The organism is Kaistia sp. UC242_56 (assembly GCF_044452255.1).
Lineage (GTDB): Bacteria > Pseudomonadota > Alphaproteobacteria > Rhizobiales > Kaistiaceae > Kaistia > Kaistia defluvii_A.
The window spans coordinates 2446550-2459820 of record NZ_JBIOAN010000002.1; the positions used below are offsets into that span (position 1 = coordinate 2446550).

The 13271-nt window shown below is 64.9% G+C and carries 11 protein-coding genes; 7 read left to right on the top strand and 4 right to left on the bottom strand.

From position 1 onward, the window contains the following. From ACHMWQ_RS14225 to ACHMWQ_RS14235, 3 genes are all read right to left on the bottom strand, one after another. On the bottom strand, positions 1–729 hold the full coding sequence (locus ACHMWQ_RS14225; protein WP_396307951.1) for a YbhB/YbcL family Raf kinase inhibitor-like protein: 729 nt from the start codon (positions 727–729) through the stop codon (positions 1–3). A gap of 119 nt (positions 730–848) precedes the next feature. Further along, positions 849–1268, bottom strand: coding sequence for a VOC family protein (locus tag ACHMWQ_RS14230; protein WP_396307952.1), 420 nt, complete (start codon positions 1266–1268; stop codon positions 849–851). 32 nt (positions 1269–1300) lie between these two features. Beyond that, on the bottom strand, positions 1301–1945 hold the full coding sequence (locus tag ACHMWQ_RS14235) for a DsbA family oxidoreductase (RefSeq protein WP_396307953.1): 645 nt from the start codon (positions 1943–1945) through the stop codon (positions 1301–1303). A gap of 149 nt (positions 1946–2094) precedes the next feature. Between ACHMWQ_RS14235 and ACHMWQ_RS14240 the strand changes: the two genes are divergently transcribed. The 7 genes from ACHMWQ_RS14240 to ACHMWQ_RS14270 all read left to right on the top strand — a co-directional run bounded on the left by ACHMWQ_RS14240 (position 2095) and on the right by ACHMWQ_RS14270 (position 12060). After that, complete coding sequence (locus ACHMWQ_RS14240; RefSeq protein ID WP_354548941.1) at positions 2095–2340, top strand: hypothetical protein; 246 nt, start codon at positions 2095–2097, stop codon at positions 2338–2340. 773 nt (positions 2341–3113) lie between these two features. Beyond that, on the top strand, positions 3114–4556 hold the full coding sequence (locus ACHMWQ_RS14245) for a DUF6212 domain-containing protein (RefSeq protein WP_396309448.1): 1443 nt from the start codon (positions 3114–3116) through the stop codon (positions 4554–4556). Beyond that, positions 4546–7230: a glycosyltransferase gene (locus tag ACHMWQ_RS14250; protein ID WP_396307954.1), complete on the top strand. Its 2685-nt coding sequence runs from the start codon at positions 4546–4548 to the stop codon at positions 7228–7230. The genes ACHMWQ_RS14245 and ACHMWQ_RS14250 overlap by 11 nt, the downstream gene beginning before the upstream one ends. A gap of 32 nt (positions 7231–7262) precedes the next feature. Continuing rightward, on the top strand, positions 7263–8438 hold the full coding sequence (locus ACHMWQ_RS14255; protein WP_396307955.1) for a polysaccharide pyruvyl transferase family protein: 1176 nt from the start codon (positions 7263–7265) through the stop codon (positions 8436–8438). A gap of 91 nt (positions 8439–8529) precedes the next feature. After that, entirely contained in the window at positions 8530–9759 is a 1230-nt protein-coding gene (locus ACHMWQ_RS14260) for a polysaccharide pyruvyl transferase family protein (protein WP_396307956.1), read from the top strand. Then, positions 9746–10837, top strand: coding sequence for a glycoside hydrolase (locus ACHMWQ_RS14265; protein WP_396307957.1), 1092 nt, complete (start codon positions 9746–9748; stop codon positions 10835–10837). Before ACHMWQ_RS14260 ends, ACHMWQ_RS14265 begins: the two co-directional genes overlap by 14 nt. A 41-nt stretch (positions 10838–10878) precedes the next feature. Then, positions 10879–12060 carry an SGNH/GDSL hydrolase family protein gene (locus ACHMWQ_RS14270; protein WP_396307958.1) on the top strand — a complete coding sequence of 394 codons (1182 nt, stop codon included), beginning with the start codon at positions 10879–10881 and terminating at the stop codon, positions 12058–12060. Here the strand turns inward: ACHMWQ_RS14270 and ACHMWQ_RS14275 are convergent. Then, entirely contained in the window at positions 12015–13256 is a 1242-nt protein-coding gene (locus tag ACHMWQ_RS14275; RefSeq protein ID WP_396307959.1) for a glycosyltransferase family 4 protein, read from the bottom strand. The two genes, ACHMWQ_RS14270 and ACHMWQ_RS14275, sit on opposite strands and share 46 nt — an antisense overlap. Positions 13257–13271 lie beyond the last annotated feature (15 nt).

Here is a 13271-nt window from a genome sequence, read left to right on the forward strand (position 1 = left end):
CTATTCGGACTCGGTCTTGCGCAGCGCGGGGTTGCGCGAGTAGAGCCCCACGGCCTGCCCCCTGGCCAGCACGTGCCCTTCCATCGCCTGCACGAGCTGGGCTCCAGTCATGAGCGGCTTGGCCGGAAGATGCTCGACGTCTAGCGCATAGACGGTGATCGTGTAGCTGTGCGGCTTCAGGTCGTTGACCGCCGGGCAGGGGCCGTCATAGCCGGCATAGGTGCCCCGCAAGCCGGGATTGCCGGCCAGCATCCAGGTATTGGCGTTGACCCCGCGCTGGCCCCACTCCGTCCTGATTGGCGGCTTGCCATGCGGCACGAAGCCGTCGCCGTCCGCGCCCGCCGGCAGGGCCTTGAGCGTCGCCGGCATGTCGTAGAGCACCCAGTGGTAGCGCGTCACCCGCGGCGCCTCGATCGGGATCGGTCGCGGGCTCAGCAGCACCGAGGGATCAAAGGGTACATCCGGATCCGTCATGAGCAGCGCGAAGGATTTGGTCCCGGCCGGCGCGTTCGACCATGCGACAGCGGGGCTCCTGTTTCGGCCGCGCAGAAGGGGGCCGCCGCCCGCAGGCCCGCAGAGCGCCGCCTCATCGAGCAGTGCCCCCTGCGGGTCGAGATCGGGGATGATCACGTCCAGCGGTGCCGGACTGGCAGCCAGCGCCACGGGCAGGCCGGCGACTTGCAGGAGGGCCGCCACGAGGGCCGGGGGGAGTATCCTGTTCGAAGTCATGCTGATCTCCTTTCGCCACATGGGCCGGAGCGCACGAAAGTCCCTGCTTCGAAATAGGAGCCGACAGGCGGATCAGCCAGTCCTGTCGCTGCGATCAGAGGATGTATTGCCCTCGGCGGTTACGCGTCCGCGACCTTTCCCTCCTCGCCCAGGGGATCGTAGGTGCCGAACGACCATTCGTAACCTTCGATGTCGCGGCAGGAATATTCCCGCGATCCGTATTCCATGTCTTCGGGCGGGCGCGTGATCTTGGCGCCGGCGGCGACGGCCTTGTCGTAATGGCCATCGACGAAGCGCACCGAGACATAGACGCCGCCGGTCCCGCCGCTCGCCGTCCGGCCGCTGGCGACCAGTTCGGTGCTGAAGCCGCCCAGCATGATCATGTTCTGGCCGAGCCGCAGTTCAGCATGCACGACTTCGCCGTCCGGCCCTTCATGCAGGGCGTGAACCTCGAAGCCAAAACCCGTGACCAGGAATTCGATCGCCGCTCGTGGATTTCGATACCGCAGCACGGGAAAGATGTGAGACGTGCGAACCATGCAGGTGCCCTCCTTGCTGGCAGACAGGGGTCTCAGGCACCGGCCTCGACAGTCGTGGAAGCGGCCTGCGCCAGCGCCTGGTGGAAGACATCTTCGGGCTGGCAACCGGATAGGGCAAGCCGGCGGTTGAAAACGGAGAAGGGCACGCCGCTGATGCCGCCCTGGGCTGCGGCCGCCGCTTCCTGGCGCGTGATCTCCAGTTCCGCCGCGTCGGTGGCCAATCGGCGCGCCTCGTCGGCGGCGAAGCCGTATCGCGCTGCAATGCCGGCCAGCACGTCGGGGTCGGCGATGTTGAGCGCCTGGAGGAAGTGGGTCTCGAACAGCGCGGTCGCCAGCGCGTCCTGCGTACCCTTGGCCAGCGCGTGGCGGATCAGCGTGTGGGCCGCCGCAGTCGGGCGCTGGCGCGGCTGCTTCGAAAGATCGAGCGGGATGCCGCTCTTGCGGGCTTCGGCTTCGACCCGCGCAAACATCGCGGCCGGGTCTCCGCCGAACCGCTTGCGCAGCTTCTCGGCAACGTCGATGCCTTCCGGCGGCACGTCGGGGTCCAGGAAGAACGGATGATGCAGGATGCGGGCTTCGATTCCGGTGTCGGCCAGAACCTTGTGCAGGCGCACGACGCCGATGAAGCACCAGGGGCAGACGATGTCGGTGACGACGTCGATCTGGATCTCGGACATGGACAGTCTCCCGTCGCGCGGAAAGGTCGCGTCAACCAATCGGAAATGAACGTCAGCTATAACAAGACTGCGTGACGGAGGACACAGGCACGGTCGCGGATCGATGCTAATCCTCACCGGCGAATTGATTCCAGTTTCAGGACAAAACCATGCGTATCGCTTTCGCGGCCTTTTTTGGTCTGATCTTCGGCGGCATCGTCGGAGTGGGGACCGGTGTGGGCATCGGCATGCTGTTGCAGCGGATCATCAATGTCGGCTGCAGCGGCGGCGGATGTGCCTATTTCGTCATGTTCTGGGCTGGTCTCGGCCTCGTGGTCTGCGCGCTGCTCGGCGCGATCCTCGCCGGTGTGCTCACCCGCGAAGACGTCCGCGCCAGCCTGCCGCGCCCCCAGTAGTCTTCGGCACGCGCGCCGATCGCAGCGAGGCCCGGCTAGGCCGGACTTCGCTGTTCGTCATGCCGCGTCCCTGCCTAGGCCCCCGCACCCGCCGGCGATATTTGCCGGTGTGCCGACCGGCGTCCTGACGGCCTCGGCACACAATCCGCACCATCGGTAGATTGCCGCTCGCCGCGTTGCCTGCTGCGGGCAGCTCCGGGTGCCAGGCGCTCGGCTCCGGCTTTGATCCCAGCCCGGCGCACCCATGCCCCCAGGCTGCCTCGCCGGCAATCGGACCGCCCGAACTTTCCCAGAAAACTGCCTTGGCTCCGCCCGTTGATCGCCGCGCGGAGGCCAGGTGCGCAACTGCGCTCCCATGCCCGGCAGCCGGAAACCCTCGCTGGCCCGTTCCCCTCCGCGCGCGGCGGAAAGATTGGTGCTGAGGCGTTTCGGTCGTCCGGTGACCTATAGCCATGGGATCATGAGGAAGTTTGCTGCGCGTGGGTATTGTTCTATCGCCAAAGTATCCCGGGTTCGGGCAGCGCGCATTTCATTTCTAATTTTGAAACAATGACTATCGAGAATAGGATTGAATATTTATTGAGTTCATTGTTGTGCAGTGCAAAACGAGGCGATATTAGTTGACGTAGCTGAAGAACAAGCAAGATTGTCTAATCGTATTGGTCGCGGTTTTGACTGGATTGCTCTGCATGAACGGACGCTACGACGTGAACAAACCTATCAAGAGCCAGTTCGAGCCGGTTCTCCCCACGCAAACCAAGGCTGCGCTTCGGATGGTGTTGGCTGGCGCCAGCGACCGCACCGAACTGGCCTCGGGTCCGCTGGCGCATATCGTCACCTTCACGGACGAGCTTTTCCGCAGCGACGGCACGATGCGCGACGTCTATCCCGTGCTCGCCGTCGTCGCCTCGCCGGCCGCGGCCGTGGAGGTCGAGGCCGCCATCAAGGCTCTGGCCCGGCTGGCCACCATCCCCGCGCCGCCGATCCTGCGCATCGATCGCGATGTCGACGGGGTCGCCGCCTTGATCCAGACTGTGCTGGAATCCGGCCTCGGGCGCATTTCCAACTACGCCCGCACCATGGCGACGGAGCTCGTCATGCTCCGGCGCGAGCGGGAAACGCTGTTTGAAAATTTCCGCGTGCTCGAAGACGCCTTCCGCGCTCGAAACTGGGAGCCGGCCAGCGAGATTTTCGCGCATGACGTCTTCGTGGATCCGAAGGACGAAGGCATCGGCCGGTTGATGACCGATGGCTGGGTCGAGCAGCTTCTTCCAGTGTCGAGCTTCGGCGTGAGCGGCTTCGCGCTGCACTTCCGCAACCTGACAAAGGGTGGCGGGGAAGTGGTCGTCACGCTCGATTATGTCGAGAATGGCGAAGGCGTTGCGGAATGGGTCGTGCCCTTCTCCGATCTCGCCGCGGACTGGAACTTCTTCTCGCTGCCGAAGGCCTGCGACGGCAGCCCGCGCACGCTTCGCCTTCGCATTTCCGCCAATGGCTCGGAGCCGCCGGCGCCGTCGCTGGGACATCCTATCGCCAGCCGCCGCTACGCCGCCCGGGCGCGCTCGCCGCATGGCGATCTCGATCACCGGCCACTCGCCATCAAGATCTATTCCGGTATCCCGGGCGTGCGCCCGACCGCGTTGCCGAACTCGATCGCGCCGAGTTCGCTGATCAGCGGACGCCGCATCGAGGATTATCGCCTGCCGCTCGAGGCACTGCGCGCCGTCGCCGACGTGTCCGTCAGCCCGATCGTGCCGGACTTCCAGACCATCCGCTTCCTCGAGCATGAAGATGCGATCGTCTGCCATCCGCTTCCGTCCGGCATCTCCGCTGGCGCGGTGGCGAATGTCGTGGCGCCGGGCACGGTCCGCTTCTCGGCCCGCGCCGTCATCGACCACGCCGAGGGCAAGCCGGCGCTTGTCGGCTTCCTGCTGGCGCCCAGCGCTGCCAATCTGCGCTCCGAAATCGCCATCCTCGAACGCGAGGGCACCGCGCGTCGCTCGGCCTATTTCAGCGGCTGGCGCGATGTCGCGGCCGGCGAGCCGGTGAGCATCAACATCATGCTCGACAGCCCGACGCAGCGCACCATGAACCTCGTCATCCTGAGCCGGGCCAAGGGCGACTCGGTCGACTTCTCCTGGCTCAAGGTGTTCGATTTCCGCATGGTCCGGCATTTCGACGTCGAGCCGCGCGGGGAGGCCCTCCATGCTCAGTGAGGACCGGGATCTCGTCGTCATCGCGATGCCGCTCTATGGCCATGCTGCCCTGGCGGTCGAGGCACTGGAGACGGCCTGCGCATCCGTCACCGATTGCCGCATCGAGGTCGTCGTTTCCGTCGATGGCGATCCGCGCCGCGAGGTGTTCGATGCGCTGACGCTCTATGCGGCGACGCGGCCGGAACTGCATGTCATCTTTGGTCCCAATGCGGGCCCGGGCGGCGCGCGCAATCGGGCGATCGACTTCATCGTCGAAAACCTGCCCGATGCGAAGGCGGTCTATTTTCTCGACGCTGACAACCGCGTCCTCCCCACCACGATCGACACGCTGTATGCGCGCCTGAAGGCGGAGCAGTGCGGCTGGGTCTATACCAATATCGACACCTTCTCCGTGCGTTGGGGCGCGCATTATGGCGACGGCTATTCGCGGCTGACGCATTGCGTGTCCGACAACATCTGCGACACCGGCTCGATGATCTCGATCGACGTCTTCGAGGCTGGCGTGCGCTTCGACGCCGACCGGCAGAACGGCTTCGAGGATTGGGAGTTCTGGCTGTCCTGCATCGAGGCCGGCTTCGTCGGCGTGCCTTGTCACGACACGGCCTTCGAATATCGCCTGCGCGCGGAAAGCCGCTTCAAGGAAGCGAACCGCGACCGCGCCGCTTCGCTCAGCTTCCTGCGGCGACGCCACAAGGCGCTGTTCCGCCGTTCGACCTTGGTCGATTTCGAGCATGAGGAATCGCCGCGCTACGCCATGCTGCGCACCGGCGACGGCACCATCGCCTGCTTCACCGATCCGACGATGGAGCCATCGATCCTCGACTTCGACGAGGCGATCCGCGCCTTCTGGGGCAGCGCTGCCGAGCCGGACAATTTCCACTTCCCGCCCTTCCTGGCGGCTGGCAGCCGCGAGACACTGAAGCTGCTCAAGCAGTCGCGCCTCTGGCCCAACCTGCTCGTGCATCTGGAGCGGGCGACCGAATCGGCCAATGTCGTCTTCGTGCAGATCCGCAATGTCCCGGCCGAGCGCGGCATCGATATCGAAGTCATGCCCTCCGGCCATGTCCGCAAGGGACGCGCCGATCTGATCTTCATGTCGTCGACCATCGTCCGCGACGCGATCCGCAACAATGCGCTCGACTGGCTGGGCTCGATCGCCGCCGACCAGGTCTGGCCGACCGTCGCCGTGGTCAAGGTGCGTTTTCCCTTCCCGGCCGAGGCGCCGAAGCGCTCCTCCGCGACGCCTGAGCAGTCGCTCATCAACCTGGTGCACACCATCGCCACCAGCCCGCTGCAGGCCGTGGCAGCCAAGCGCTGGACCTGGCGCGAGTCCCGCCTGCCGGCCCTGTCGGAGCTCTACAAGCAGCTGCGCACGGAGGTGGGCGGCTCGCCGGTCCTGCCGCTCGGCCACGCCAAGAGCGGCAAGCGGACGCTTGCGCTCCTCGTGCCCAACGCGTCTTTCGGCGGCGCCGAGAAGGTTGCCTTCGCGGCGGCGCGCGAGTTGAAGGCCGAAGGCTTCGAGACGCATCTGTTCGTGCTCGGAAATGCCCGTATGGACGTGCTCGACGAGTTCGACGCCTCGTTCGATTTCATCCATTTCTGGAAGGCGGGCATCCCGGCCTGGGGCGGATCCAATCGCTTCCTGGGTCAGGACTTCATCGCCGAATATCACGACGTCGACTGGAACGCGCTGAAGGGTCAGCTCTCTGGCTTCGACCTGATCATCAACAACCACGTCATGGCGGTGCATCCGCTGATGGCGCGATTGCGCTCCGAGGGCACGCGAACCGCCTGCTACCTGCATGTGGTGGACGAGACCCCGCTGCGCCGCCCGGCGGGCCAGCCCTTCGCGGCCATCGCGCATGAGCATTGCTACGATGCGTTCCTGACCTGCTCCGAGCAGCTCAAGGTCTATCTGCACAGCTATGGCGTGCCGCTGGAGAAGATCTACGCGGTCGCCAACGCGCCGAGCATTTCGGTCAAACCGAAGATGCTGACGGAAATCGTGCAGAACCGGCAGGCCCGCGCTGCCGATGCGCCGCTGCGCATCCTCTACATGGGCCGCTTCGAGCCGCAGAAGGGCATCGACCGCATCCACGCGGCGCTGCAGGAGCTGCGGGCTCGCAACATTCCCTATGAGGCGCTGGCCGTGGGAGGCGAGATCCTCGCCGAACAGCCGAGTTCCTGGACCGGCAAGCTGCGCGAACTGGGCGTCACCGTTCGTCCGCCGATCTTCGGCGGCCGCGAGATCGCGGCGATCCTGGCCTGGGGCGACATCCTGATCATGCCGTCCCGCTGGGAAGGCGCGCCGCTGATGATCGCCGAGGCGCAACTCGTCGGCTGCGTCCCGGTCGCGACCGCCGTCGGCGCGGTCGACGAGCTCGTTACCGATGGCCGAGACGGCATCCTGATCGAGGGCGAGTCCGATCTGAAGATCGTCGCCGACCTCGCCAATGCCGTGGAATCGCTCGCCCGCGACCGCAATCGGCTCGGCCGGCTTCGCGACGGCGGCCTGTTCACCGCTTCCGGCCGCTCCTGGGCCGCTTCGTTCGGTCCCTTCGTCGAATGGTGTGACCAGTCTGTTTCGACCACACCGCGGATCGTCGCGCGGACACCCAACCGTCCGGCCGATTCACAACCCATCACTGAGATTGAAGTCGCGGCCGTCGCCTGACGACGTCGTGACAAGAGGAAAGGTGCGTTTGCATGCGTTCGAGGATCCTGATCACGGGTATTCCTAGCCACTACACAAGGCTCGTCCGGAGCGCCAAGGGCGCGACCGTGAACTATGGCGAGCAACAGCTCCAGCCCGAGAGCAAGGAAGCCTTCCTTCGTGAGCTCAGCAATATCAGCAATACCGGCAACTACCTGATCGGCGAGGGCGCGCTCCGCGCCATGCCGGCCGGCGCGACCCAGATTCCGTTCTGGCATCTGCACAATTCGTGCACCAACGGCACGGGTCTCGACGAGATCAACGCCAATTTCGACATCTGCGTGTTCACCTGCGCCAACCTGTTGCGCAAGGGGCTTTCGGCCGATGCCGAGGCGCTTGTGCTGAAGAACCTCAACATGCCGATCGTCATGCTCGGCATCGGCATCCAGAACCGCGCCGATCTCGAATCCGGCCTGCCGGAAGGCACGCAGGAACTGCTCGATGTCCTCAAGGGCAAGGAGCACTACTTCCTGACCCGCGGTCACGAGACGGCCGAGTTCCTCAAGTCGCGCGGCTTCTCCTTCGTGCGGCCCACGGGCTGCCCGTCGGTCTATTTCCTTCCCGACAACATGCGTGCGGCGCTGAAGCGGCTGCCGGACGTGAAGGTCGGCAGCGGCCGGACCGTGTTCTCCGGCTATCTCGGCGCGACCGAGGAGGCGGTTCGCGACGTGAACATGCTGAGCAAGCCGGAGAGCGAATCCTTCTATGTCGTCCAGGACGAGTTCCTGCATTTCGACATGAAGGTCGAGCCGAACAAGGATGGCCGGGTCTATAACTCGACGTCCGGCGAGATGATCGGCGACATGGCCTACAAGCATTCGGACCAGCTGCAGCGCAAGCTCAAGCTGCATACCTTCTTCGATACCAACCAGTGGCGCGCCTGGACCTCGTCTATGGACTTCTCCATCGGCCGCCGATTCCACGGCAACATCATCGCCCTGCAATCCGGTGTGCCCGGCCTGATGGTGGCGGTCGATGACCGCATGCGCGAGATGCTGAATTTCACGGGCCTGCCCGCGATCGAAGCTTCGGCACTGGAGGCCGCCAACGACCGCGCCGAGTTCGTTTCCGATCATCTGGCAGATCTGAACGTGCCGCAGGTCGTGGAGAAGTATAACGACCGCGAGACCAACTTCCGGACCGCGCTTCGCGATATCGGCCTGAACTAGTTCGCGAGTTCGCCGCCTTGCCCGGTCCCGTCCGAAAGCGGGCAGGGCGGCTCCCTGTTTCGGATATGCAAACCTTCAGAGGACGAGCGCCATGCGCATCTTGCTGACCGGCATCCCTTCCTATCTTCAACGTACCGTCGCCAGCGCGTCTGGCGCGACCGTGCGGCACAAGCCCTATTTCGACGACATCCGCTCCAAGAAGGACGTCATCGAGCAGGTCAAGAAGATCGCCAACACCGGCAATTATCTGATCGGTGAGGGCGCTGCGCATGCGCTGAAGGATCATGACGTCACCTATGTCCCGTTCTGGCACCTGGCTAACAGCCTGTCGCAGCCCGGCGCCTATGATGAACTGAGCCAGGCGTTCGATATCTGCGTGTTCGCCTCCGCCAATCTGCTGCGGCCGGGCTATTCGGCCGATCTGGAAGCCTCGGTTTTCGAGAAGCTGAAGATGCCGGTCGTCGTCATGGGCATCGGCATCCAGCGCAAGGCCAACCTGCGCGACGACTTGCCGGCCGGGACGCAGAAGTTCCTCGACGTGCTGCGCAACAAGGAAAGCTATTTCCTGACGCGCGGCTATTTCACCTCCGAGTTCCTGAAGGAACAAGGGATGAAGTTCGTGCGGCCGACCGGCTGCCCGTCGCTCTATTTCAACCCCGACGGCATGCGCCAGGCGCTGACGAAGATCGCCAACCCGGAACTGGTCGAGTCCCAGAACATCGCCTTTGGCGGTTATCTCGGCAGCGTCGCGGATACGATCGTCGACGCGCATGTGCTGCTCAAGCCCGACAGCACCGCCCACTATGTCATCCAGGACGAAGTGGTCGTTTACAACATGAGCATCGTCGGCGACGATGCCACGCCCGCCTATGACGCGCCTTCCGGCCGGATCGTCGCGCCGCTTGAGTACAAGCACCAGGAAAAGTGGCAGCGGAAGAACGACCTGCATGTCTTCTTCGACACCAATCGCTGGCGCACCTGGGCCTCGCAGCTCGACCTCTCCTTCGGCCGCCGCTTCCATGGCTGCATCATCACGATGCAGGCCGGCGTACCTTCGCTGATGATCGCCGTCGATGATCGCATGCGTGAGATGCTGGAATTCATCGGCTTCCCGCATCTGGAAGCCAATATCTGGAACCGTGAGGGGCAGAAGAAGGCCTATCTCAAGGAATTCCTGTCGACCATCGACGCCCAGGCCACGATCGATCGCTACAACGCCTGCGAGACCAACTTCCGCACCGCGCTGAATGACATCGGCATCAAGCAGCCAGCCGCGGCCCTCGCGCCGCAGCCGGTAGCCCGAGCCCATGAAGCGGCCTGATATCGCAAAGCGCATCCTTCCGGTCTTCGCCGGGATGATGCTGGCATTCGGCGCCTGGGTTAGCCCAGCCGCCGATGCCGCCGAGATTGGCCTGAACCGGGTTAATCTCGGCTGGCAGAAGCCGGCGGAGCGCCAGGCCATCATCGACGCGATGAAGAAGAGCGGCGTCGCCTCGGTCCGCCTCTCCCTGAGCGCCCCGGTCGAGCCGAGCCTCGATGCGGTGCGCATCGCGCATGAAGCCGGCTTGCGGATCCTGCTGGAGATATCGCTCAACAATCGCGCCTTCTATCCGGAGGGAACGAAGCGACGCTCCGCCAAGGGCAAGAGCTTTGACGCGTTCCGTCTCTCGGATCTCGACCCCGAACGCTATCGCGTCGTCATCCGCGACGCCTTGGCGAAGCTCGACAGCCAGGGCATCGAGCTTGTCGCCGTAGAACCCGGCAACGAGATCAACTGGGCCGGCTATAATGGCGATCTGGCGGTGAGCCAGCGCAAGGACTCAACCGAGACCGGCGATCCGGCCAAAATCGCTCAGGGCCTCGATCGCTATGTCGACATCGTCCGCGTGACGCATGAGGAGTTGCAGGCATCGCGGTTGAACCGCGATGCGAAGCTCATCTCGGCCGGCCTTGCCGACATGCCCATCCCTTTTTCCCGCCGGATCGGGCTCGCGATCATACCGGCGCCCGAATGGACGGCGCAGATGCAGCGCCGCGGGCTCGACCAGTACGTTGATGCCTATGGCATTCATCTCTATCCGGGCGGAAACCATACGCGGGCCAGCCGGGACGGTCTGGTGCGCGATGTCCTTTCCTTCTGCGGCACGGACAAGGCCGGCAAGCCCTGCTGGATTACCGAATGGGGCGTTGCCAACACCTCGCCAACCTGTCCGATCGAGGATGACAAGCGAGCGGCCCTCATAGACCAGGTTCGCGCCGTCATCGATCGCGACATCCAGGCTGGGCGGGTCACCGCAGCCTATTATTTCGACTGGGACAGCCCGACGCCCTACAGCGTCTGGCGTTGCGGCGGCCTGTCTCCGGCCGGCCGCGCCGCCATCCGGCCGATGGCCGATTGATGCCCCGGTTCTCCACTTAACACGCAAGGAGGGCAGCGCGCATGGCGCTTCGTACAATCGTCATCGGCGGTTCCAATACGGTCATGCAGCCAGGCTACTGGCCCAGCCTGCTGACGCGAATGGCACAGCGCGGCCTGCCGCTTGAGGTGGTTGCGGATCTCTCGGTGGGCGGCACCACCTCGGGCTTTGGCCTGTTCCAGCTCAAGGCCAATGCGCATCATCTCGCCGAGGCAGACGTCCTGATCATCGAATATGCGCTGAACGACGCCTTCGTCTATGGCGACGAAAGACGCCCGTTCCGCCATTGGGCCCGCTTCTACGAGGGCATCATCCGCTATGCGCTGGCGCAGAACCCGGCCCTGCGCATCGTGACGCTGATATTCGGAGCGCGGGGCGCTTCCTATGTCAGCGCCGTGCCGGCGATCGATGCGGGCATGCACTACATTTCGGAGTGGTACGAGACGTCTGTCGTGAACGTCTCTCGCCACCTGATGCGCCGCTTTGGCCGTGAGGTCGTCTCGGATCCGTCCTTCTATTCCGACCTCGGTCACTATGCCCGTCCGGTCGCCACAACGATCGTCGCCGACATTGTCGCCGACGATCTGGAGCGCATCCTCGCGGCGCCCGCACGTCCGAGAGCGCTACCACTGCCGATCGACGTGCAGCATTTCGCCGATGCCAAGGTGCTGGACGCGAAGACGCTGATCGAGGCGCACGGCGTGCCGGCGTGCAACTACAGCAACCGGCGTTTCTCCGCCACCACGGCGGATCTCGGCGGCTACAGCCTGAACCTCAAATTCGAGAAGGGCAGGCCGCTCGCCCTTGCCTATGTCTGCGCCTCGGATATTTCGGCGCTGGAGATCACCACGCCGGGGGGCACCGTCGAAGCCGCCATGCTGAAGGGCGGCGTGCGCGACGGCTTCTTCAAGTTCCTGCTGTCGATGCTCAGCTGCGATTTTCTCTATCCCGGCCCGGCGCTGCTGCAGGAGCCTGCCGCCTTTTCCTGCTCTTTCCAGGTGGCTCAAGGGGTTCCCGCCACGAGCCGACACGTCCCCAAGGACAATGTCGCGCATGGCGAGTTCGACCCCACGGCCGACCGTGTGATGCCGCTGCTTGGGATGCTCTATACGGGAACGCTGAAAGCCTGCGCCGTCGAGCCGGTAGCCGACGCCCGTCCTCAACCGGCGGCGGCGACCGAACGCATCGAAGCCCCCAGCAACTGAGCCATCAGCGAGCGCTGTCGCGTCAGGCATTTGTCGAGGGCATAGCGCTCGACGATTGTCTGGCGCGCGCCGCGGCGCATGTCCGCGAAGGCCTGCGGACGCGCCAGCACGTCCAGAATCGTCTCGGCCAGCGCGTCCGGCTCGAAGAACGGCACGAGAAGGCCATTGCGTCCGTGTTGGATCACTTCCTGCACGGGCGGCGTTGCCGACCCGATCACCAGGGCCCCGCAGGACATGGCTTCCAGCACGGACCATGACAGCACGAACGGGTAGGTGAGATAGATGTGCGCGGCGGAAATCTGGAACAGCCGCGTCAGCGTCTGATGCGGAATGTGGCCGGGGAAAAACACCCGGTTCGGGTCCAGCGGCGTTTGCTGCAGGATCGCTTCTTTCCAGGATTTTCCGTCGCGGCGCGAGGCGCCATAGCTGTTGGAATCGCCGCCGGCGAACACGAAGATCGCATCCTTGTTGCGTTCCAGCACCCGCGCGGCAGCCTTCACGGCCTGCGGGAATCCGCGATAGGGCTCGAGATCACGCGCCGCAAAGGTGACCACGGGATCGCCGGCCTTGATGACCCGCCCGCCGGGAAGGGTCAGGCCGCGCCCGGCGTCGGGCCGGAAGCGCCGCACGTCGATGCCGTCATGGCAGACGGCGATCCGGCGCTGGGCGCTTGCAGGATAGCGGCTGCGCTGCCATCCGGTGGGGCTGATCCCCGCCTCGATCGCGTCGAGGGTGACAAGCTGGGCCGCATTGCGCAGCCGGAGCCGCTGGCGCACGTCGAGATCGATGACGTCGGCTGGATCGAAGCCGACATCCGCGCCTTCGGCGCTATAGAAGAACTCGCAATATCCAAGCGCTGGCGTGCGCGGCACGACGTCCTTGACGAACATCATGCTGCCCCAGCCCATATGGCCGAAAATGATATCCGGCGGGCCCTCGGCGCGGACCAGGGCCTCGAGCGTCTCCGCCACCCGCAAGCCGATGCGCACATGGTGCTCGGTGGTCGCGAGCGGGCTGCTCTGGACGACCCCGGGCCTCGGCGGCGGTTCGGCCCGGTGCCGGACGATACGGACGCCTGGCAGACGCTGATCCACGGTCTCGGTGATCAGCGTGACGTCGCTGCCCCCGGCGGCGAGGTTCAAGGCCAGATGTTCGAACTGGCCTATCCCGCGTCGGTGGATGAACAGCACCTTCACGCTATCGCGCCTTGC